Consider the following 21531-nt stretch of genomic DNA (forward strand, 5'->3'; position numbering starts at 1 on the left):
GTTAATGATGAAGAGCCTAAGAAACCACATCGCCCTCAACATATGTTTTTCGGCCAGTGCCGGACTCAAACTGAAAATATGTAAGTGCACCAATGGCTAGGCAAACAGCCAGGACGCCGGCGGTTAACTTGATGTTCAATTCAACTGACTGCATAACGCTGCGGTTTGGGGCTGACATGGAGCACCTGCGGAATGGCAGTCCCAGCCGAAGGCGATAACACCGTCTTGTTAAGTGCGCCTATTACTAAAATCTTTTCAGGACTACTTTCCATTGCGCCGACTACCTTGACGGTACTCTCGAATAACTTCCCGAAGGAAACCAATGCCTCCAAAGAAAAACAGCCAAAAGACCACAGTTACAGCGATAAATACTAGATAGTTACCTATGGCTACACCCCAATCAATCGGTCGCGATTTTGAAATGTAGGGAACTAGCTGCATAGCTAGTCCACCGAGTAGAAACACAGTTAGGATCAATAAGTAATTTTTCGAGTCCTGCTCCATAAATCTCACTTGTACACTTAACGTTGCCAGCACACGCTGGTTTTTTGAGCGAAGCGAGAAAAACCAGTCGTGTGGCTGGCCTTGTTATGTGAGTTCACCTGCACGGATTATCGCCTCAATTTTAGACAGTTCTGAAAGTAGTTCCGATATCGCCACCTTAGCGTGCCTACTTACCTTCTTATAATCCCAGTAGTGGATTACGCACGCATTTTCATCGTTTACGGGCACAAGCCAAAGCTGCCACTTTTTCTCGTTAATATCTAAGATATCTGCCGACCTAACATCCTCACCTTTATATTCTCGCTGAATGAATATATCTGATGAGCTAGCCCATGCATTAAATGAATTATCTACTTTAGTGAAATCCATGCTATTTACACATAACGCCTTTAGCAGCGGCGGCCGGTACGGCCGTCCGGCCCCGAAGGGGCTTTACTGGCTATACTTGTTAAGTGGCGCCTCAGTTCTGGCACTGAATTAAACATACCATGACCCTCTATATAGCCTACGTGGGGTAGAAACTCTATGAGGTCAAGACCCGTTGGAAATGGAACGAGATCGTAGACGCCCGAAACTACAGTGAAACTACCCTTTTTGTTGGGTTTGGAAAACTCTGGCTTTAAGTTAACACCGTATTCGTCCCAGAATAGACACTCTCCGTTTTCTACATCAATGCCTTCACAGGCTGCAATTGCTTCAGACTTAGAGGGGAAGACCTCCAAGCCCCGATCATCGGTAGAAAACACGAATACCTTCATAGCCACTTAACGCCTAAAGCAGCGGCGGCACAGCCGTCCCGCTGCCTTTATTTGTTACATTTTGAAATATGGTGACTAGATTGCTTAACGCTTCAGGCTCCCACCTTTTCGACGAAACGCGACCGCCACTAGATGGCTCTGAGTAAATTTTAAGGCTAGAGTAAAGCTGCTCAATAAAATTGAAATCAGGCCAATCTTCACCAAGTTCCTTTGCAAGATACCCCAAACTTTTACATTTCCATAAATCGTCGGCAGCTTCATCGATATATGTCTTTTGCTTAGTCGAAATATCCGCTAACCAATCGCCACCATTCTCGCCTGTTTGAATAAAGCCTCTAATTTCGCTATCAGAAAACCGGTAGGCCTGGCTGTAGACCTCAACACAACTTTCACCTATTTCCTTTTCTATCTTAGCGATTCTATCTCGATGCATCGCTGCGATATCGGCTTCCGAGAACAATGGCACAACATAAGCAAAAACCAGGAAAAACCCAAGCGCAAAGAAAACCCCTAGAGTTAAAGATATAAATGCATATTTAACGTATTTCAAAGTGCACCACTCAAATAAATGTAACAGCAAATTCAAATGCGTTGCGCTTTATAACTCGTGTACATAGCGAGTCTAAGCCTTGAGATGATTAAGCAGGATAATTCTATTTAAATCAGAGTGATAGTAAGCCTGAGATGGTTTTTTCATTTGTGTGCATCCTGCATTTGATGTGGCATCCCCGTAGCACAGAGCATAATCACTTCTCAATAAAAATCAATTGCTTAACTGAATTCCACCAGAATTAGTGAGCGCCATGCTGCTGAATACGAGTTTGACCGCGTCAGCGACTGACCGCTATTGTGACATTAGAGCCAATCATTCCCAGTAACTAAGGGGCATCTCCTGATCTGGTAATAAGCAGACGCTCTATCATGGCGTCTCTTGGTCGATCGATATCAGACGCCCCTTAATATCTATTCCGCAAGTCGACGAGGTGCGTCGATGTTCTCATGCAGTACCCGAACGATAAGAATGTAGTGTTTTTCTAGTCGATAAAATACCAAATGGTGCTCTTGGTGAAGCTGGCGATAACCGGGGAGTACGTGACTATAATCGAGTCCCAGTTCAGGATAATCGATCAGCTGATTGATGCCACGCTCCAATTGATCCAAGTACTTATCCGCCTGATCAACACCCCACTCGTTGCAAGTGTAGACCCAAATATCGACGAGATCAGATTCCGCCTCGGGCGTTATTTCAAGACCAAGCACTACTCAGCAGCCTTGATAAGTTTACGCCCAGCCCTTTTAACAGCAGACATATCTAGCGGACGCGATTTGCCACTGGCCTCACCCTTCTTAAGCGCCTGCCTAAGCTCTAAAAGACGCTCTTGGGAATGCTGATCCTGCCTGATAAGGTGGCGGATGTATTCACTGTCGTTGCCGAAATGCCCACCATCAATCTGACACTTCACCCAGTTTTCTTGTTGTTCCGTTAGTGTGATAGTTTTCCGATGCATACTCATGGCGGATCCTACGTCAGCTTGAAAGGTATGATAATATCATACCAATACCTAGCCACAAATCAAAGCTAATATGACGCTAGGGCCTTTCACTAGCTTTTCATGCCGCATATAAAGCGAACGGTTAAAAACACGCAATACGATGAAAGTCGCAAGTATCTCTATGACCTTCACGCCTTAAGCAGAAGCGAGAGGTATTTGCGCGACCTTCTGGCTTAATGGCTTACGCTTTTTCAACGATTATCCGATAATAAAAAGTATTAGGTTTGTCAGAGGATTTTTCCGCAATCATCAGCTTTTGCTCCTCTTTACTCTTCCGCTGAAGCAATCTGTCAATTTTATTTAATGGCTGCTCTGGAAAATACATTTGTGTGGTCAGTTCAATATATCCCTTTTTGGTCACCTTAAAATGAATATGTGGCGGTCGCGACCAGCCTCCTCCAACAGGATAAATACCTGGAAACACAGTACTAAATCGAAACTCTCCGTTCCGTCCACTCGGCACTATCGCCCAGCCCTGAAAGTTGTCGTCGACAGGTGCCGGATTAGGATCATGTGGGTGAGAATATCTTCCAGCCGCGTTAGCTTGCCATAGATCGACGGTAGCGCCTTCGATAGGATTGTCTTCGGTATCAATAACGACGCCATGAATGACGATATGCTGCCCCAAGGCCTTTGCTTTGCGTCCCTTAACCTTGGTAAGGTCAAAATCTGTATCTTGCTGCGCAATCAATGGATAGAACGGACCCTCTATTTCTGTCGGTGTTTGCAAACCTAAGGTCAAATTCCCATTACTTGCAATTGCTTGACCTGCGACACCTAAACTTCCTAGGGCTCCGGCTTTGAGAAAGCGACGACGGTTCATTTAAACCTCCTTTTAGCATAACGCCGGAATCATTGTGACGACGCAGTTGCTGTACACGTTGATTGCCTTGTTATGCGCCTGAATGCTTTTTTTGAAGTCTTTCTGGTGCAATTGCCCACCATACGAACCAAATAAATAAAAATTGAAATGGTAAGCGAATATATAAAAACAACTCCGAGATATCTTTGTATTTTTCAGGGTGTAAAGCCATGTTTATATTAGCTGGATAGACGGCAACAATTAATGCGATCAAGCAATAGCCAGCGAGCAAACGAGTTTGGGGTACTAAAATACCGATTGCACCCAAAATTTCAAATACACCACTGATGATGACGAGTTCTTTGTGGTAAGCCAAATAATCCGGCATCGCCATCATAAAAAAGTCAGCCACAACAAAATGAGCGATACCGCCGATCATAAAAAATAATGCAATAACTAAAAGTGGGATGCGAGGCATCAGTTATTCTCCGGATTAAATTTTTTCACATAATGTTTCGTTAAGGGGCGAGCTTTTGCCCGTCTCAGTGAGCGAAGCGAACGATTTGAACCCGTTGTTAAAGGGCATTACTCACACTCTGTTTTTGGTAACTCAAATAAGTTGAGCTCACCGTTTAATTGCAAAAGCTTCTTGCAGCCAATAAGGCCTAGTGGTTTTCTGTTTGAATCAAGGTGGCTGTATGCCTTAGATGATTTTTGCATCCTGCATTTGGCGCGGCATCCCAGTCGCTTTGAGCATAATCACTTCTCAATAAAAATCAATTACTTAAGTGAATCACATTGGAATTAGTGAGCGCGATGCTGCTGACTACGAGATTGACAGGGAAGCCCCGTTCACTTCACCACTCCACATAGCCTTATAGCGCCATACTGTTGATTCTGCAGCCGTACCCTGTTTGATCTATATCAACGACCGCTAAGCGTCACCAGCCTAATATGATGATCATCGGGGTGGTCGGATTTTCTGGCACCCACTATGCATCGCCTTAATCATCTGAGAAGCCTTAGGTAGTGAGAGGCCCCTTGTCTTCGCGCAACGCCAGTGCGCTTATATGTCAGTTTTCCGTGCTGGCGCGGATGTGGTAGCAATCACCAAACGTCGAGAGAGATATCATGGTCAGTACTACTAAAGAAAATATTGATGCAAATCGTCAAAAAGTGATGCAGCGCCTGCGTAGTGAGCACACTTATATCGCTACCTTGCGCGAAGCGATGTCAGTCGAAATTAACAAATTGAAGCGTCGTACAGAACCAGATCTTGTGATGTTAAGAGATATGCTGCGTTACTTGATGGAGTATCCCGATGTGCATCACCACCCCCTAGAGGATCAGCTGTTTGCAAAGTTAGTTACACATAAAGATGGCGTGCGTTCAGAGGTTCTTGAACTGCTGGCTGAGCATAAAGATTTGGCCAGAGAAAGTTTGCACCTATATCACAAGCTAGATGCTTTGGTGCTCGGTGATGAAAAATTACAAAAAAACCTGTTGCGGGCAAGTTTGACAGATTTTCTAGAGCTATATGGTGAACATGTGCGCCGAGAGGAAACGATTGTTTTTCCTGCCGCTGAGACTTTGTTAAGTCCTGAGGAGTGGCGAGACATTGCCCGCAAACTGCACACGATAGATGACCCGGTCTTCGGTATGAACGTGAGTGAGCAGTATGCACGGCTGCGCCGGAGAATATCTGAAGGAGTAGACACTGCGGTAGCAAATGTTGTTATTTCAGAACTACTGGGGCTGTATGCATTGATTGATGCTTTTGGTGCTGTCTCAGAGGGCGCCGAGGAATTAATAGCATTTAATAGCCAGCAACTTCGCGACTTCAAACGGGAAAATCGTATCTTGTTCAGTGATTCTGATTCTGTGGCGGAGGCCATGAGTAATGCTATAAAAGTGAACCGCCGATTGATTGAGAAAGGCTGGTCGCAGCACTTCGAAATAATGAAAAAAACTGCGCGCGCAGCCTATCTGCCATTCGCGGAAAATGCCGGCGCGATTGTGAGTTTTAACGTTCGTGGTTAGTTAATACGGGAGCTAAGTAACTGTCCACTGTGTTAATCAGGATGATTCTACCGTTCAAAGGCCAAAACAGTGACTGACGGCTATTGCGTGTGGATTCAAATGATCAACGCAACACTCTAATCTGTAGAAGCAGAACAGGAGTGTCGTCCATGAAACAAAGAAAACGAATCCACTACTCAGAAGCGCAGAAAGCCAAAATGTGGGATCGCTGGGAAAAGGGTGATTCCATACATGCTATAGCCAGAGCCTTCGATCGCTATCATAGCTCCGCAAGTAATATCCTCACCCAGAATGGTGGTGTCAGAAACCGCGCTCCCATCTCATTGACGTTGGTAGAGCGCGAAACTATTTCAAGGGGCTTAGCTAGCCAACAAGACCTGACCCCGATGGCTTGTAGCATCATTAGCTCCAAGTAGGCGGCTGCGCCACGCTGGATGTATCGTTGTTGGCCTTTCAAAAATGGCGTCTTTCGATTTATTCTTTGCGAGTGCTTTTGTGATCGCGTCGCTTTATCCACGACCAGTCTTCTTCACCCTGCGACAGAGTCGGTATAACGGACTCCGACCGGGCTGCTAGAACGGGGCTGGTCCGGAAAGTGACTGATATGTTTTTGAGGGGCGTCGCTATAGATTTCTGTGGGAGGACGATTTTCTGAACTGGTAAGCGATCCACGGTCAGCGGGATGCTGCCGTGTGGATCGGCGATGATCGTGAGGAACTTCGCCCTGTCGTTCAACCGTAGCTGGAACGTGGACTCCGCCAGCACGTAGCCGCAGTCCGGGCCGGATGCCCCGTCGCGGTTTTTCTGCGTCGCGTCCGAGGAACTGGCGGGATGGCAGGTCGGGCGGAATCGTGCATAGTCGTCCTCTAAGAAGCAGCCGATGGCGCCATTGTTGGGATCGCCACAATCGCCAACCCACGTGTCCAGTTGCTGCTCCGTAATGGTGCTCTTGTCGTGCTCTTCAGCACCCTTTGAATGTTCACACTCCGAGGTCTTGTCCACCTCGATCTTCACCGTGGCGCGCACCACCGCCAGCGGCCGACCAATCAGCGTTGCGAGGTTAGCATCGCGCAACTCACTCAGAGAGTCCCTTTTCTCGCGGGTCACTTCAATAACCTCGAGCAGGCTTGTCAGCGGATGGGTGGTGTGCAAGCCCAAGCGGAGAAGCGTGTTTACGAGTCGTGCGAGGTGAGGGTTTGGGATATCGAGCGGCGCACCAAGCGGTGTGGCGGCGCCAGGTACACTGCTCCACTTGAGTTTAAAACCCACGTTGTTCGTCGGGACGACCGCCCCAAGGCTCCTGCCCTCGGCATCGAACACCAAGAGTGTATTGTCCAGGTGGTTCGCTAACACCCACCCGCAGATCGAAGAGGCGAGAGCCTCAGGACTCGACTCGCGCTCATCGTCGCTCGCGTCCACTAATTTGAAGGTCACGTGCATGGACTGGCGGTGTACGGGCATAAACCCACCTCATTGATACACGGGACTTGTTTCTTCCCATAGATTTGGATCGTCGATTCTGGCCAGATAACTCTGCAATAAGCGGAAAAAAGTCATTGGCTATACTTTGTAATGCTGCTGAATACGAGTTTAACAGCTTTAAACAAAATAGGCCTTATGCGCTATTCTCCACCGTATACAACGCAAATCATTAACAGGTATTACCACCTGTAAAATAAATAATTTAAGAGGATTCATTCATATCGATTGGCGGAGAATAAAATTTGTTTAAGTCGGCAGGTTTTCACATCGACAACTTCGCCGTCTTGATCCACGACTAGCCAAAGGTAATGCCGTTACCATTGATCGATATAAAACCTTCGTCAACGTATAACGTATCACCATAGCCCCGGTGATTCCGTCGCCATCAGCGTGTTTAAATAGCGCCGAATTTGATGCAACAGAGCCGGATAGCCTCACGACTACAGTGAGCCCGCGCTCGACCATTAAATCCTCTATATCGCGGGGAAACCGGTGGCACTTGTAGTTGTTGATACTCCACATTAGCAGAAACTATGAGTTAACTTGGCAATACCAACGCGGGAGCACTGGCTGTTTCTTGGCATTGAATTACCATCGATTTCAGATAAATAATTTCAAAATGAATTGATCCAGATAATTAGCTGAAAATGCCCAATTTGAAATAAGAATACCATTTACACATGAAATCAGCGGGTTCATTTTGACTGCTATTCGACACCTAGAATCGAACAACAGTCGCAGTGCTAGATAGAAGTGCTCTACTCATTTCGCCTTCCTAAAAACTAGCGGGCGCGCTATGACTGAGCCTACTGATAAAAAAGCACCAATTAAAGTGCTTAATAGCAGCGTACAGAACCACATCACCCAAGGACAAGTACCACAACGTGGGGACATATTTGGGGGCAACTACCGCATCCCAAAACACCTTACCCCCAAGTAGGAGCAATAATGGGACTCACCTACCCTGAACTTCAGCAGGCGCAGTCAAAACGCTCTAGCGCCAGCGCTTGGATATCTGTAGGCCAAGACTGCGCGAACGGTCGGCGAAAGCATAGTGACCCACCGTGCCGAGATTACTATTGGCTAGAGGCGTATCACTGGCGTAGCCAATGGTGCGCTCGTCGGTCAAGTTTTTAGCCACGAGAGCGATATCCCAACCCCGATCTATATGTGCGAATCCCAAGCGACCGTTTACTTTTACATAGCCGTCTTGCTCCATACTCGGGTCGAGATTCGGCGTGGGGTTGAACGCTGAGGTAAACACAAAATCCAAACCGCTGCGCATCTCCCAACTACGGCCCAACTCAAGACTGTAGACAAAACCGAGGTTACCGCTGATATCCGCAGCATACTGATTGGTCTTACCTTTGAAGTCACAGAACGGCACGCCATCGACATAGGAGTCGGGAAGCGGCGCATTATTTGAATAGCCACGGCCGGCATTCACCCGGTCTTGGTAGCACTGACCATTTTCGTAGTCAGTAAATTCGAAGTCCAACCAGGCCATGGAAAAGCTGACCAGCAAGTTTTCAGACAGCGCCGCACGACCATCCAATTCAATCCCCATTGTCCGCGCCTCACCGGCATTGCCGACATTAAAGCCCAGCGTGCCATCAAATACACTGACCTGCAGATCGGTGTATTCGGTGTAGAAAAATGCCACATTGAGTTCCATCACACCGTCGAACAGGGTGTTCTTGGCACCCACTTCAAAACTATTGGCCACCTCGCGATCGAATTCAAAGCTACCTACAATATTGCGGGTATTTAAGTCCGGCGTCAGCGGGTTATTGTCGTGGTCTTTAATTGCATCGTCGGGTGACGGTGATGAATTCGAGCGTGCATCGTAGCCACCAGATTTGAAGCCTCGCGTCAGTGTCGCGTAAACCATGGATTCATCAGTCGCCTCCCACTGCACCGTTAAAATAGGCGAGAAGAAGTCTTCTGTACGTTCGCCGCTCAAATCGTGGCGTTCGCTGAGAAAGGTCCTGCTGGTGATCGCGTCTAACTCACCCTCGGGGCGACGCTGGCCAGTATCGAGGTCAAAGAAGTCGAAGTAACGACTGCCTTCCTTTTCTTCATAGGAATATCGACCGCCGAATGTTAAGCGCAGCGTGTCAGCGATATGCCAGGTAGTTTGTAGAAACGCGGATGCCAAAAACGCCTCCGTCGTGAAGTCTCGTTTGGCGTTTAAACCGGCAACAATATCTCCTGCATCTCCCGGTGGAAACGACCCTCTACCACCGATACCTTCTAGGTTGCCAGCCTGTATAGCCGCCAAGGCATCGGAATAATCCAAAGCATTCAACAACTCAGGAATGGCAGTCCAGCTGCGATCAATATAGAAGCCATCTTTAAAAGTTAATGAGCTTTTGTGCAAATACAGACCACCAATAAACTCAAAATTTTCAGCGGGCGGTGATATCCAACGAAACTCCTGGCTGTACTGTTCATAGTCTTCTGCCAAATCTAACTTGAACAAATTACCACCGGTAAAATCGCAATCGCAGGTTTCAGTGAACTCGTAGTTCAAAAAAGCCGATATTGATGTGAACTCATGGTCATTCACACGGCTCTGTATTTTTAGAATATGGGCGCCCACTTTGTTATTGCTGAAGTCACCATTATTGGAACGCTTTAAATCTTGGTAGTTATTCAGCACCGAACTGTCTTCGTCAATTTGAATCACCACTGCGCCAACAGGTTGACCACCAATCACCAAACCGCCGATCACCAAATTGGTTTCATCCAGCATCTCTGCATAGGTGCGACCGTTAAAGTCATCGCCCTGAGCACCCGTTGTTACCGGGCGCACTGAAGGTCGGTCGTTAACAATTTCTATCTGCCTCCCGGTACCATCAAAAATACTCTGCTCAGTTTTAAACATCACGCTGGTGTTATCACCGAGGGCCCAATCAAGTACCAGTCGCAGGGTCATCTCGTCGCGACTTGGTTCATCGCGATTCAAAGTGAGATTTTCCATATAGCCGTCGAAACGCTTTACTCGTGCAGAGGCCCGCAGCCCAAAAGTGTCAGAGACTGGCGTCGACACCATGAAATCGTAGACCTCCTCCCCGTGACTGGGCTCATGAACAACCGAGACTAAAGCCTCAAATTCCTGTCCGGGCATTGCGCTAATAAGATTAAGCGAGCCAGCAATACTGTTCTTGCCCTGCAGAATATTTTGCGGACCCCGCAATACTTCTACCCGCGCCAGGTCCATAAACGGCGATCGCGACAGCTGGGCGCGACCATAGGAGACGCCATCAAAATACATACCCACCGACTGTTCAAAGCCTTGATTTATGCCCGAGCCAATGCCGCGAATATAAATATTGGTGCCGATAGCCGTTTCCGACATGGTGAGATTGGGCACATAGGCCGCCAAGTCTTCAATTTTGTCGATGCCCGCCTCAAATAACTTCTCACCACCCACGGCATTAACCGACACTGGCACGTCTTGCAGGCTTTCGGAGCGCATGGTCGCAGTCACCACTACCTCCTCCAGTTGAGCCGCATTAATCGGCGACGAGACCAGCGCAGACAAAAGCAGCAAGGAAACACCGAAATTAATAGAGCGTGATCCGCCTGCACAATGAGAAGCGTTGATGACAGTGGCGTAATTTTTAGACAACGAGGCTAAGCCGAATATATACATAGGAGACCTTTTCTATGCCCTTCGTAGGGACTGTTATTATTATGGTTACAGTATTTTGGTTAACGCCAACGCAGAAACAACTTTAGCACCACGGCCAGTCACGCACCCCGCAGCCACTTAACTACCTGCCTCATAACTTAAAAACACAAGCAAAAACCATACAAAATATAGCATTTATCTATCATTAATTATGCATGAAAACACACATCCACACGATCGAATCATAACCCGAAAGCCGAGGAGACTCCATTGTAGCGGCAACGTAAAACTGACAAGAACTTAGCGGCCAATCCAATACTACCCCTCGGCTGCACACAAGCTACGATCACGGTTATGCTGATACGGTCTTGCCTGGCTGTAGTAGGCAATGGACTTCATAAACACCTCTCGTAGACGTCCTGAATGCATTAACACAACCAAGGGTACTGACAAGTTAACTTTCTGAGCTGCAAACAATGACACTCCGCCAACTCAAACAACCGCCCTTTCCCATTCTGAAAACGCACCTTCCCTACGATGACGAAACGTTTCAGCTCGAATCAAATGACGACCAAGATTGAATACATTTGAAACCGCCGCATGAGCCGTCAAAAATTATTGAGCCTGCCGAGCTGACTTGAATTTCCGCATGCCTCGCTCCCTCATCCCACTCAATTCTTGCGATTTCTCGGCGCGGTTATTCTCATATACTTTGATGCTGTGCAGCGTCTCCGGTATCAACTTCCGATGAGCAACACCGCAACACCGCAGCTCCGCAATTGTTATAGGCAGCCCTCGAATAATTCAATGCGGCAGACTGCTCCATTGCCAAAGCATAGCAACAGCTACCGTTACGCTTACCCGAGATACCGATGACTACCACTAACACCGATCCCAAAAAAGTATACTGAGAACAGCGCCAGTCACGGCTATCGCAGCTACAGAATACTGCTTCTTCTGCAAAGCAATGACGGCAGCCGAGACAGCCAATGTTGTTACTGGTTAAGCTAACAAGTGCCTGACCCCTTATGTGACGCTAGAGCCAAACACACCCAGTATCTAAGGGCCACTTCCTGAACTGGCAATAAGCGGACGATAAAAAATACAACATCAGATAGAAATTGGTAGGTTTTTCTACAGCTGCAACGATCTATTGGGCCACACCGCGCCGACTATAAATTGAATATACGACATGCATTCCCGCTCAGGAAAAGCTGCTGAACCTCATCCCCTAAAGCCAACTCATCAATATTTTCAAGCGCTTTGGCAGGCATGATCATTGGGTAATTCGTGCCGAAGAGAACTTTAGTGCGACCGTGGCTGCGCATGAACTCAACCAAAGGCTTCGGATATCTCTTAGCCGTATATGCGGAAGTGTCGATGTAAACATTCTGATGCTTTGTGGCTACTGCTATAGCCTCATCTGTCCAAGGGTAACCAATGTGTCCGGCAACCACTACCAACTCCGGAAAATCCAACGCCACCTGATCTAGGTAGATTGGCCTACCGACCTCCGATGGCATGAGCGGCCCAGTGTGACCAATTTGAGTACAAAATGGGACGCCGAGATCACAACAGGCTGTGTACACGGGATAGAACCGGCGATCGGTCGGTGGAACTTCCCAGAGCCACGGCAAGACTCGTATGGCCTTGAACCCAAGCTCGTTTACGCAGCGCCGAATTTCCCGAACAGCCTCCATTGGCTTCGATATATCTACCGACCCAACTCCAACCAACCTGCCTTGGCCCTCAGCCACGAAACCCGCGACCTCGTCGTTGGAGATCATGACATTACGAGGCGCAACCCAAGCTGAAATCAGACTCCGGTTCACACCGGCCTGATCCATCATAGCTAGAGTCATCTTTACGGGGATTTCCACTGTCGGCATAGGCATCTTCGTCCACTGACGGAGTGACTCAAAGATCGGGTCTTGCGTATGTCTTAAAGTGGGGTGTTGCGCCCAAGCATCAACAATCATCGAAATTCTCTACTGGGGCCCAGGGCCAAAATAACGGACAAAGGCGTTCATTGACTGCCTTGTTATGTGTTTTTCCCCTGAACTTTGGTACGGGGGATTTAAATAGTACATAAACACTAAAATCTCATGTAAGAGTTTTTAATACAAAAACAAATGTGAACCACATGGGCCTCTTTGTATGGACTTCCCAGAGTTTACTAGCCAGTTGATCATTTGAAAATCAGCGACTGACCGCTAATGTGACGCTAGAGCCAAACAATCCCAGTATCTAGACTCACTTCCTGATCTGGTAAAAAACGGACGGTCAATGGGCGATGGATTACATCATTGCCACGCCACAAAGTGGTGATCAGGCTCCGAATTAATGGCCTTGTTAGGAATTTTCTACCCGCTTATTAGGACGCATGTTTCCGCTACTTAATCGCTCTCTAATAATATAAGAGTGCTTACGAACAAGGTCACTGACTTCAGACTTTCTTTCACTAGATTGGGCCTGTTGAATTTCGGCCAAGAACCCATATTTATATCGTTTTTCAAGTATGGGACAACTCGCACCAAGATATTCTTTCGCTAGCTCTTCTGTATCGATATATGCTGCACTAGAATATCCCGCAGCCCTCAAATTTGGACTCAACCAAACACCATCTCGTTCTTGTGGAATCAGCATTCCACCAATCTTTTGGTTAATTTCTAGCGCGATTACCCAATATTTTACCATTGCCATATTAATTTCCTAACGCCCGCATTTGTGACACTAGAGCCAAACACTCCCAGCAATAAGTGCACTGGCCCTATCCATCCACTCTGCTGGCGACATCTGCCCACCCGTTCCGGTAAAACCTGATCAGCTTGCTGCTAAGCAAAACACCTAATCGGCTTCGAGGGGAAGTCTCTTAGGACGCCAATAATAGTAAGATAGCCATAATAGCAAAGCTGTTAACGCCAACCCGCCAATAATCCCAGCCTTCTGTGAATCTTCTGGTTTCAAAATAACAGCGCCATCTACGACTAGCCCACGAACCAAATCGCTTTTAACCTTATGAATTATTGTTATTTGAGCCCCTGGATCAAGCTCTACTCCTTTAAACTTATTACAAGAAAGCCCCGCGCTGCCAAAATTCAGGTGCTCTCCGGAAGGTATTTTAATATCAAATTTATAATGATCACCTCTTAACCTAACGACACATGAAAACTCAATTAACTCGCCCGAAGTGCTCGTATCCTTACGGAGATTCAAAGCCGTAAAACTTACCCATAAAAATACAGACAACAACAACAAAAAGATCGATACAAACTTTCTAAATTTCATTTACTTGGCTCAACATGTTGGAGAGTGTAGTTTCCAATATAAGCAGCATCCAAATAGTTGTTGAGTTGGACTTCCCTTAGTTTACTAGACAAATTGATGATCTGAAAATCAGCGACTGACCGCTAATGTGACGACACTGTCATATTACTCACCTAAAGCCATATTTCCTGAGCTGCAAAGGTAATCCCCCAAATAAATTGCTTCTTTGAACAAGGCCGCTGATTAAATTCGATATACGACAGTCTTACCTATGAAATCATGAAGCGCTCGACACTGGTAACTTGAGAAAAATGTCATTATATCGATGACAACCCATAAAGTTGCCCCCCAGTCGAACCACTGAGCGATTGGAATAAGCTCATACGCATTATGGGGAGCTGCACCAGAGTAAATTGCGCTCGCCGACAACAAGGCAATCACTACCGAGAAGCCCAGCGGAACGATTTCTCTTAGCAAAGCTTGACGGTAACTCATGGAGCCTCCATGTATTGACCTTGCTTTCACCTTCAGAAGCATTTTCCCTAGTGTTTGGCCATACTTGCCATGCATCACTATTCTATAAAGACTGTAACTAACCGCACTGAATAAAAAATACACCCCAAAAACTAGATTTTTAGAATTATTGCCTTCGTAGATAAAGTCCTCAAGAAACATTAACGGAAAGAACAATAACCCATCAACTAACAACGCCCAAAAACGCGGCCAAAAAGTATCATATTGATGATCCGTCGATGTCATATATTTTAACGCCTTGTTTGATATACAGGCTAAAGACAACTAATTATAAGCTTCTTGACCGTCTTTCCCCGCTAGTACTCGTACCATAGCAATAGGATTTGATAATACGTGGATGTATGCAGCCAAGGTATTAGCCTGCCCGGACTTTTTACGTCCGCTAATGTGACGCTAGAGCCAGACGCATCAGCGTTCAGGATGCATTTCCTAATCTGGGTAATAAGCGGACGATCGAGAATACGCAATCCGATGAAGATCATAGATTATTCTGTAGCTTCAGGCATTGAGCTTCAAACCTCGTGTTAGCGCGTCCAGTGGAGATCTTTTTTTTGACCCGAAAGATTTTAATGACTTTTCATGACTTTTTTAAACCTCTTAGTATGGGGATAGAATACTCTTTAGTTTTACGATAAAAATCTTCTTTTCCAGAAACTAATGCGAAGCCAGGCACTGCAAACATTCCCGTCATTACTGAGCCATATTCATAAAAGTAGATTTCACCTGCTACGACGGATATATTTGCACGAAGATCTTTATCCGGCTCCCAAGTGCCCTTATCAAAAAGTACTGTATGCTCTCCAGGCTCTAATTCGATCTCGAAGAATCCACCATTTTTAAGACATCCAATTTTTTTACTATCTACTACCAGGTCAGGACAAAAACCCGAACCATAGAACGCAGCTTGCCTGTAAAAATACGCTATAGCTTTATCGTTCTTAGAATCCGCGACTTGTTGAAAAGCTGGCCCGGTTGCTGTACATGCCACCAATAAAGCGGCGAGTGTAAAGATTAAAAATTTCCTCATACTCTTTCCTTAGTAATAACATTTGTATATCAAGCGCGCTCGGGTTTACCGAAGTGGCAACCCAACATAACTAGCGCAACCTATTGAATTCACTTGAAATAAAGGGAGTTTATGCTGAACCGGGCTTCGATAAAGCGTGCGAGTGCATATGTTTTTTGGTGAGGTCTCATATCTCTTGCCCCAATTTCCCTATGTGGCTTATCTTACGAATCTTTTTCTTGAGAGAGCTGGAAAAACGAGCACTCTGCTCCTTTAAACCGAGCATAAATCTTCGCGAAGAAAAAATATACTGATTTATTAAGCTGGCCGCTATAACTGTATTGTATGTCCGCTTTTGTGACACTAGAGCCAAACACCTTAGCGTTCAGGCGGTGCTTCCTTAAGATGACAAACGGGCGGCGTGGCCGGCGGCCACTGTTCGACTAATAGATGCCAATGATTTACAGCGGTTGCATAGCGCTAACAGCCGTTCTACTTAGTGATCTGTAGTGTAGCGACCGGCAAAGCCAGTTATTCGTCTAAGCAGCCATTTAGGTATTGCACGGCCAGCCAGTATTGCAGCCATGTTCATTGCTCCCGGCACCACAATTACCTCGCCTTTCATGCACGCTTTGTAGCCATCAGCAGCTACCTCATTAACATCGCCAATCAAAAAATCAGGAATATTCAGACCGACGCTATGTTCTTGAGCCGTACTGAGCATATTGGTGGCCGTAATGCCTGGGCACAGCGCAGTAATACTTACGCCGCTGCCCTTAAGCTCTTCAGCCAAGGACTCGGTTAACGACAGCACAAAGGCCTTACTTGCTGCATATATAGCCAAACTGGGTATTGGCTGAAATGACGCAATAGATGCCACATTAAGAACCCGTCCCCTGCCACGCTCTACCATGGCAGGCAAAAAATAATCTAACATTTCAGTTAGGCCACTAATATTTAAATCTAGCATACGGCGGTGAGCCTGGGTGCCAATCTCAACAAACCTACCGTGTTCTAAAACACCGGCATTATTCACTAGCATATCAACTTCAATATCTTGCCGAGCTAAACTTGCGGCCAATTTTTTAGCCGCACCGGGTAGGGATAAATCTGCCGGCTCGACCCAAACCATAATGTTGTGCTCTGCTTGTAGTTGTTGCGCCAGTTCTTCAAGTTTTGCTTGCGAGCGCGCCACCAATACTAGATTGCTGCCGCCCTGCGCGAACAACGCGGCTAGGGATTTGCCAATACCAGAAGAAGCACCAGTGATAAGGGTAGTGTCCATTTTCTGCTCCATATGGGGGGGGGAAATAAACGAAGCTAGGAATCTAGTTCTACGGAAGGCTGCCACCACCACACTTTTTGCTACTCACATGTGGGTTCACATCGATATGACTAGAAATTGAGCCCGGCATTGGAACTTATACTAGCCGTCCATCGCGAATAGCGCCACTAAGCTCCTAGACCTCTCCATCGCCTGCCCAAACGATATCGCTTTGTCATCATCGGCATAGAACATGACATCGACAAATTTCTGGTACTCGCTACGGCAGGATATTGTGTTATCTACCTGTCTAAGCGCTAGGCGCAATGATTGATAGGGGGACTGCTCTAGCTTGAGCGCCCCGGACAACTGGGCAACGGCAAAAGCGGTATAGCAAGATGAACAAACATTAGGGTTTGCATAACGAACAGATCGATATTGGCCCACCGCGCTTATTACCGCGCGGCGGGCCAAATTGAATACCGGCCACAACTACGCAGCTTTAATATACGGTGCGAGATAATCAACTGAGTATGCCCACAGCTTCTCTGCCAATTCTTCATCGCGGCCAAGCTTGGTCGGCTTTGCCTCAGCGTTATTAGCAAAATAACGGCCGCCAATACCATCGAGCGATGGGTGGGTGGCGACAAAGCAGCTCGTTGAAGCGCCTTGGGGAATTGACTTGGCGATAGACATATCGAGTAGTCGTTTAACCGGCGCAGTTTTCATGGCGATACCAACTAGCCCACCCACGTCGCGAGCGAGGTTGGTGTTAATAACTCCAGGATGGATAGCATTGGCAGTAACGCCGGCGTCGCCGAGATGTCGATTAAAGGCAATGGCGGTTAATAGATTGGCCAGCTTTGCCTGCCCATAAAATTGCCACGCGCCGTAGCTTTTGGCCGCATCAAGATTGTCAAAATCAATGCCGCGTTTACTCGCTGCCATGTGTCCGGCGCTAGAGAGCATAACAATACGTGCTTTATTGGCTGCCTTTAGCTGCTCCTGAAGCAAATATACCAGCAGGAAGTGGCCCATATGGTTAGTTAAGAACTGCAGCTCTAGACCGTCTTTTACCTGCGGTTTCGGTAAGGCCATAATACCGGCGTTGCAGATAATGACGTCGACAGGGATGTTTAGGGCTTGAATGGTTTCGGCACAATTTTTTACCGACGCCATATCGCTTAGTTCGCAGACCACCGGAGTCGTTTTGCCAGTGATGCTATCGCAGGCTTTTTGGGCTTTTTCCATGCTGCGAGCGCAGGCGATGATATGGGCGCCACGCAAGGCCAATACGCGCATAGTTTCATGGCCAATCCCGGAGTTTATGCCGGTAATAACAATATTCTTACCGCTGAGATCTCTGCCCTCAGTAACGGCTTCGGCGTCAGCTTTTTTTGAAAAAATCTTTTTTCTCATGATGCTACTCTTTGTAATTAGCGGGAGGGTTAACGGGCGACTGCTATACCCTACAGCATACCCGAGGCGAGTAAGACTGCCTATTTATGGATGCGATGTAATATACGAAGTGGCTGGCCGAGACCAAACGGCCCTTTCACTACTTAATGACCGCTTGCAGATTTAAATCTGGATAACTGACTATACCATCCCCCGGATACTAATAGCCTTGGGGAACCTCACCACTGCCTCAGGTCATACCAGAATCAATGTCTAGACTAAATTACTTTTTGGCGGTCTTCACTTAGCTTGCGGTGAGGCCTAGCATGCCCAAAATATCTACAACACAGATTAAAAAATAGCTCTTAAAGCCATCAAATTAATATGTTGAATTAGGCGTAGCTTCCGGATTTACTTCACCATAAACCTCGTCGGGGTCAACGTCGTTAATGAGTAAGACTTCTCTGACTGCCTCAATATGATCCAGTACTTTTTGGTGGCTATCGCCATACTCATATTTAGTGACTTCAATGGCTTTCGGCATATAAGTAAACGCAATTTTCAGCGCGTTTAAATCCGACTCGTTCATTTTTTCACTCATGTAAACACTCATTTTTTAATGCATTGTCTGGCGATGTTACCGACATAAAATGGGCTTCGCTAGGTGAATTCAGTGCAAAGTAGCGGAGCGCGTGTTGCTCAAATCAGCTACACCTCGCAAGCAAGGATCCCACGCATCGTCTCAGACACCGCTATGCTGGGGCCACGGGATAATCGCAGTAGCCTTTGGCGCCGGGCGTATACAATGTAGACGGATCGATATTGCTCAGTGGCAAGGCATGCTGAAAACGATGCACCAGATCCGGATTGGCGATAAATGCACGGCCGAAGGAGATCCCGGCAATTTGGGGAGTAGCGAGCGCCGCTGCAGCCTCCTGCTGATTATAACTTTCGTTTAGTATTAACGGGCCACTAAAGTTGGCCTTGGCCAGGGCCACATTGTCTTGGATTTTTGGCATACGAATAACGTGTAAATACGCTAAACCCAGTGGGTCGAGTGCTTGAAGTAAAGCCGCAAAGGTTTCCTGATTATTGTCGTCTGCCAGATCATTAAAGGGGTTGCCAGGACAGATACGCATACCCAGCCGATCCGCTCCATCGACCGCCGCCATAGCGGCGACCAAGTCCAGCACAAAACGCAGACGATTTTGCAGGCTGCCACCATATTGGTCAGTTCGATGATTGGTGCCAGTGGATAAAAACTGAGCCGGTAGGTAGCCACTGGTGCAATGCAACTCCACGCCGTCAAATCCAGCTGCGAAGGCTCGACGAGTTGCGGCCACATAATCAGCAATAGTTTGTTCAATGTCCGCCTGGGTCATTGCCTCTGGCATCACAAAGTCCTGCATGCCGTCTTCGGTATACACCTGACCTTTAGCCGCCAATGCAGATGGCGCAATAGTGCGGGCAACACTGCCATCTTCAGCAACTTTGTTCGCTGGGTGGGCCACCCGACCGCAGTGCATTAACTGCAAAACAATTTTGCCACCTTGGCCGTGAACTGCCGCGCAAATATCAGCCCAGGCCTGTTGCTGGGCTGCGTTATACAAACCGGGGGTGCGACAATAACCTTTGCCCTCAGCGCTGGGGTGAGTGCCTTCGGTAATAATCAGTCCGGCACCGGCGCGCTGGCGATAGTATTCGGTCATCAAGGCATTGGGCATATCACCCATCACGTCGGCGCGGGAACGGGTCATCGGCGCCATCACAACGCGATTAGCAAGTTCAATACGCCCCAATTTCACCGGGCCTAATAATGTTGAATTTTCAATAACTGACATATTGCTGCCTTTTGGAGACTGTATTTACCGAACCCTAATTTTTGGTGCGGGCGTACCCCTGCGCAGGGTATTTAAGAATTCGTCAATGGGTGCAGGGGCAGCCACTTCAGGATTATCTTTTGGCGTATTTAGCCAAAATTCTTTCCAGCTCGGGAACAGATCATGAAAGGCGCCGTGATAGGGTTCGCGGCCCGGCCAGCGCATTTTCATATCGCCAATAGGCGGCTTATTCAAATCTGTGGCATACCAATAACAGGGCAGACGCCGTCGAAAATACCAGCGTCCATCAATACGCTGGTAATCATCCCAATACAACATTTGCATAATGACCCACTCGCCACCGCACTCATGCTCGTTCTTGGAATACAGCACACCCACGGCCTTGTCCGGATCAGTAAACTCAATAATGTGATTACCGACTTGATGCGAGGTGCCAGTGAATTGCTGACGCAGGGTATCGTCTAACCACGCCTTTAAATGACTGCGACCGCTGAGTTCGCGGCTAACTCGAATATCCTCAGCAAATAAATTTACGTGAGCATCGAGATCACGCATGTCGAGAGACAGAGAATACTTAGCAACCAACTGGCGAATTTCGTCGAGTGATTCCAGACGATCTATGCGTGCTTCGATTGACTGCGGCATCATTAATCTCCCCAGGCCGCAGCACCGGTATTCAGTTCAGCCATACGACCGCCATCAACCGGTAGCACTGCGCCGGTAATGTAGGACGCCTCATCGCTGGCTAAAAATAAAATCGCATTGGCGCATTCACGCGGATTACCAATACGTTTCAATGGAATTGTTTTCCCTGTGGCTTTCTGGCTTGCCTCATCGGGATTAACAGACTCTAGCGCGGGCGTAAGAAAGGCGCCCGGTACAACAACGTTACAGCGAACTTTAGGCGCCCATTCAATGGAGGCATTGCGAGTTAGCGCAATCATGGCCGCCTTTGCCGCGCTATAACCGGCGGTTCCCACTGATCCTGCTAAACCACACACCGAGGAGATATTGACCACCGCGCCATGATTCTCTTTCAACTGAGGATAGGATTCACGCATCAAGAACATCGCGCCATCCAGTGAAACTTGGAAGTTCTGCAGCCAAGCGCGAGTGCTATGACTAGCTATCATCCCAGGGACCATCGCCACCGCGTTATTGACAATAATATCGATGCGACCAAATTTACCTATAGTATCGGCCACTAGTGTTTTTACAGCTTCTTCTTTGCTGATATCGACCGACAGTGGCAGACACTCGCCACCCATTGCAGCAATCTGCTCAGCCACCAATGTCAGCGGTTCCATGCGGCGACTGCAAATCACCACCTTGGCACCCTCTTCGGCAAAACGAATGGCAGTGGCCGCGCCAATACCCTGTCCACCTCCGGTAATGATGGCAACCTTGTCCTGCAATCTTTTACTCATAACGCTCTCCTATGGATA

25 protein-coding genes and 2 pseudogenes are annotated in these 21531 nt (G+C 47.4%); 3 read left to right on the plus strand and 24 right to left on the minus strand.

Translation table 11 applies throughout. The annotated features are described in order from the left end of the window. Window positions 1–16: 16 nt before the first annotated feature. The gene (locus AB4875_RS14145) at window positions 17–178 is read right to left on the minus strand and encodes a hypothetical protein (RefSeq protein WP_368376705.1); all 162 of its coding nucleotides are present in this window, start codon (window positions 176–178) and stop codon (window positions 17–19) included. A 14-nt stretch (window positions 179–192) separates the two neighbouring features. Here AB4875_RS14145 and AB4875_RS14150 point away from each other — a divergent pair, with 14 nt between their 5' ends. Next, a complete protein-coding gene (locus AB4875_RS14150; RefSeq protein WP_368376706.1) occupies window positions 193–375 on the plus strand; it encodes a hypothetical protein in 183 nt (60 codons plus the stop codon). Between the two features lie 213 nt (window positions 376–588). Here the strand turns inward: AB4875_RS14150 and AB4875_RS14155 are convergent, their stop codons facing one another. The 7 genes from AB4875_RS14155 to AB4875_RS14185 form a co-directional block, all read right to left on the minus strand. Then, window positions 589–873 (minus strand): hypothetical protein, encoded by a 285-nt coding sequence (locus AB4875_RS14155; RefSeq protein ID WP_368376707.1) that lies wholly within the window; start codon window positions 871–873, stop codon window positions 589–591. 20 nt (window positions 874–893) lie between these two features. Continuing rightward, window positions 894–1262 (minus strand): hypothetical protein, encoded by a 369-nt coding sequence (locus AB4875_RS14160; RefSeq protein ID WP_368376708.1) that lies wholly within the window; start codon window positions 1260–1262, stop codon window positions 894–896. A gap of 13 nt (window positions 1263–1275) precedes the next feature. Continuing rightward, window positions 1276–1812, minus strand: coding sequence for a hypothetical protein (locus tag AB4875_RS14165; protein ID WP_368376709.1), 537 nt, complete (start codon window positions 1810–1812; stop codon window positions 1276–1278). 413 nt (window positions 1813–2225) lie between these two features. Continuing rightward, window positions 2226–2522 carry a type II toxin-antitoxin system RelE/ParE family toxin gene (locus AB4875_RS14170; protein ID WP_368376710.1) on the minus strand — a complete coding sequence of 99 codons (297 nt, stop codon included), beginning with the start codon at window positions 2520–2522 and terminating at the stop codon, window positions 2226–2228. Next, complete coding sequence (locus tag AB4875_RS14175) at window positions 2522–2776, minus strand: type II toxin-antitoxin system ParD family antitoxin (RefSeq protein ID WP_008252542.1); 255 nt, start codon at window positions 2774–2776, stop codon at window positions 2522–2524. Before AB4875_RS14175 ends, AB4875_RS14170 begins: the two co-directional genes overlap by 1 nt. A 220-nt stretch (window positions 2777–2996) precedes the next feature. Next, entirely contained in the window at window positions 2997–3638 is a 642-nt protein-coding gene (locus AB4875_RS14180; protein WP_368376711.1) for a dioxygenase family protein, read from the minus strand. A 70-nt stretch (window positions 3639–3708) separates the two neighbouring features. Continuing rightward, window positions 3709–4095 carry a DoxX family protein gene (locus tag AB4875_RS14185; RefSeq protein WP_368376712.1) on the minus strand — a complete coding sequence of 129 codons (387 nt, stop codon included), beginning with the start codon at window positions 4093–4095 and terminating at the stop codon, window positions 3709–3711. A gap of 653 nt (window positions 4096–4748) precedes the next feature. Between AB4875_RS14185 and AB4875_RS14190 the strand changes: the two genes are divergently transcribed. Together AB4875_RS14190 and AB4875_RS14195 are read left to right on the plus strand one after the other, a co-directional pair. Next, on the plus strand, window positions 4749–5657 hold the full coding sequence (locus AB4875_RS14190) for a hemerythrin domain-containing protein (RefSeq protein ID WP_368376713.1): 909 nt from the start codon (window positions 4749–4751) through the stop codon (window positions 5655–5657). 149 nt (window positions 5658–5806) lie between these two features. Next, window positions 5807–6073 (plus strand): hypothetical protein, encoded by a 267-nt coding sequence (locus tag AB4875_RS14195; RefSeq protein WP_368376714.1) that lies wholly within the window; start codon window positions 5807–5809, stop codon window positions 6071–6073. 58 nt (window positions 6074–6131) lie between these two features. On the opposite strand, the gene AB4875_RS14200 is transcribed toward AB4875_RS14195, so the two are convergent. The 16 genes and pseudogenes from AB4875_RS14200 to AB4875_RS14265 form a co-directional block, all read right to left on the minus strand. Further along, a complete protein-coding gene (locus AB4875_RS14200) occupies window positions 6132–7118 on the minus strand; it encodes a hypothetical protein (RefSeq protein WP_368376715.1) in 987 nt (328 codons plus the stop codon). Between the two features lie 284 nt (window positions 7119–7402). Continuing rightward, window positions 7403–7652: pseudogene (locus tag AB4875_RS17400) on the minus strand (DDE-type integrase/transposase/recombinase); the annotation flags it as partial. 481 nt (window positions 7653–8133) lie between these two features. Continuing rightward, the gene (locus AB4875_RS14205) at window positions 8134–10797 is read right to left on the minus strand and encodes a TonB-dependent receptor (RefSeq protein ID WP_368376716.1); all 2664 of its coding nucleotides are present in this window, start codon (window positions 10795–10797) and stop codon (window positions 8134–8136) included. 471 nt (window positions 10798–11268) lie between these two features. Beyond that, window positions 11269–11562 (minus strand): annotated as a pseudogene (locus tag AB4875_RS17405) (transposase family protein); the annotation flags it as partial. A 386-nt stretch (window positions 11563–11948) separates the two neighbouring features. After that, window positions 11949–12608 carry an amidohydrolase family protein gene (locus AB4875_RS14210; RefSeq protein WP_368376717.1) on the minus strand — a complete coding sequence of 220 codons (660 nt, stop codon included), beginning with the start codon at window positions 12606–12608 and terminating at the stop codon, window positions 11949–11951. A 520-nt stretch (window positions 12609–13128) separates the two neighbouring features. Next, complete coding sequence (locus tag AB4875_RS14215) at window positions 13129–13479, minus strand: hypothetical protein (protein ID WP_368376718.1); 351 nt, start codon at window positions 13477–13479, stop codon at window positions 13129–13131. A 144-nt stretch (window positions 13480–13623) separates the two neighbouring features. Further along, entirely contained in the window at window positions 13624–14064 is a 441-nt protein-coding gene (locus AB4875_RS14220) for a hypothetical protein (protein ID WP_368376719.1), read from the minus strand. A 222-nt stretch (window positions 14065–14286) separates the two neighbouring features. Beyond that, window positions 14287–14802: an RDD family protein gene (locus AB4875_RS14225; RefSeq protein ID WP_368376720.1), complete on the minus strand. Its 516-nt coding sequence runs from the start codon at window positions 14800–14802 to the stop codon at window positions 14287–14289. Window positions 14803–15154: 352 nt separating this feature from the next. Next, window positions 15155–15604, minus strand: a complete 450-nt coding sequence (locus AB4875_RS14230; protein WP_368376721.1) for a DUF2846 domain-containing protein — start codon at window positions 15602–15604, stop codon at window positions 15155–15157. Between the two features lie 475 nt (window positions 15605–16079). After that, window positions 16080–16868 (minus strand): SDR family NAD(P)-dependent oxidoreductase, encoded by a 789-nt coding sequence (locus tag AB4875_RS14235; RefSeq protein WP_368376722.1) that lies wholly within the window; start codon window positions 16866–16868, stop codon window positions 16080–16082. 141 nt (window positions 16869–17009) lie between these two features. Then, window positions 17010–17321: a hypothetical protein gene (locus AB4875_RS14240; RefSeq protein ID WP_368376724.1), complete on the minus strand. Its 312-nt coding sequence runs from the start codon at window positions 17319–17321 to the stop codon at window positions 17010–17012. Between the two features lie 18 nt (window positions 17322–17339). Further along, window positions 17340–18266, minus strand: coding sequence for an SDR family oxidoreductase (locus tag AB4875_RS14245; protein WP_368376725.1), 927 nt, complete (start codon window positions 18264–18266; stop codon window positions 17340–17342). Window positions 18267–18624: 358 nt separating this feature from the next. Continuing rightward, on the minus strand, window positions 18625–18846 hold the full coding sequence (locus AB4875_RS14250; RefSeq protein WP_368376726.1) for a penicillin-binding protein: 222 nt from the start codon (window positions 18844–18846) through the stop codon (window positions 18625–18627). 151 nt (window positions 18847–18997) lie between these two features. Continuing rightward, window positions 18998–20086, minus strand: a complete 1089-nt coding sequence (locus tag AB4875_RS14255) for an alkene reductase (protein WP_368376727.1) — start codon at window positions 20084–20086, stop codon at window positions 18998–19000. Between the two features lie 24 nt (window positions 20087–20110). Next, complete coding sequence (locus AB4875_RS14260) at window positions 20111–20731, minus strand: nuclear transport factor 2 family protein (RefSeq protein WP_368376728.1); 621 nt, start codon at window positions 20729–20731, stop codon at window positions 20111–20113. A 2-nt stretch (window positions 20732–20733) separates the two neighbouring features. Continuing rightward, on the minus strand, window positions 20734–21513 hold the full coding sequence (locus AB4875_RS14265; protein ID WP_368376729.1) for an SDR family NAD(P)-dependent oxidoreductase: 780 nt from the start codon (window positions 21511–21513) through the stop codon (window positions 20734–20736). Between the last annotated feature and the right edge of the window lie 18 nt (window positions 21514–21531).

The sequence above is a fragment of the Zhongshania sp. R06B22 genome (assembly GCF_040892595.1).
In the GTDB taxonomy this organism is placed as follows: Bacteria; Pseudomonadota; Gammaproteobacteria; order Pseudomonadales; family Spongiibacteraceae; genus Spongiibacter; species Spongiibacter arctica.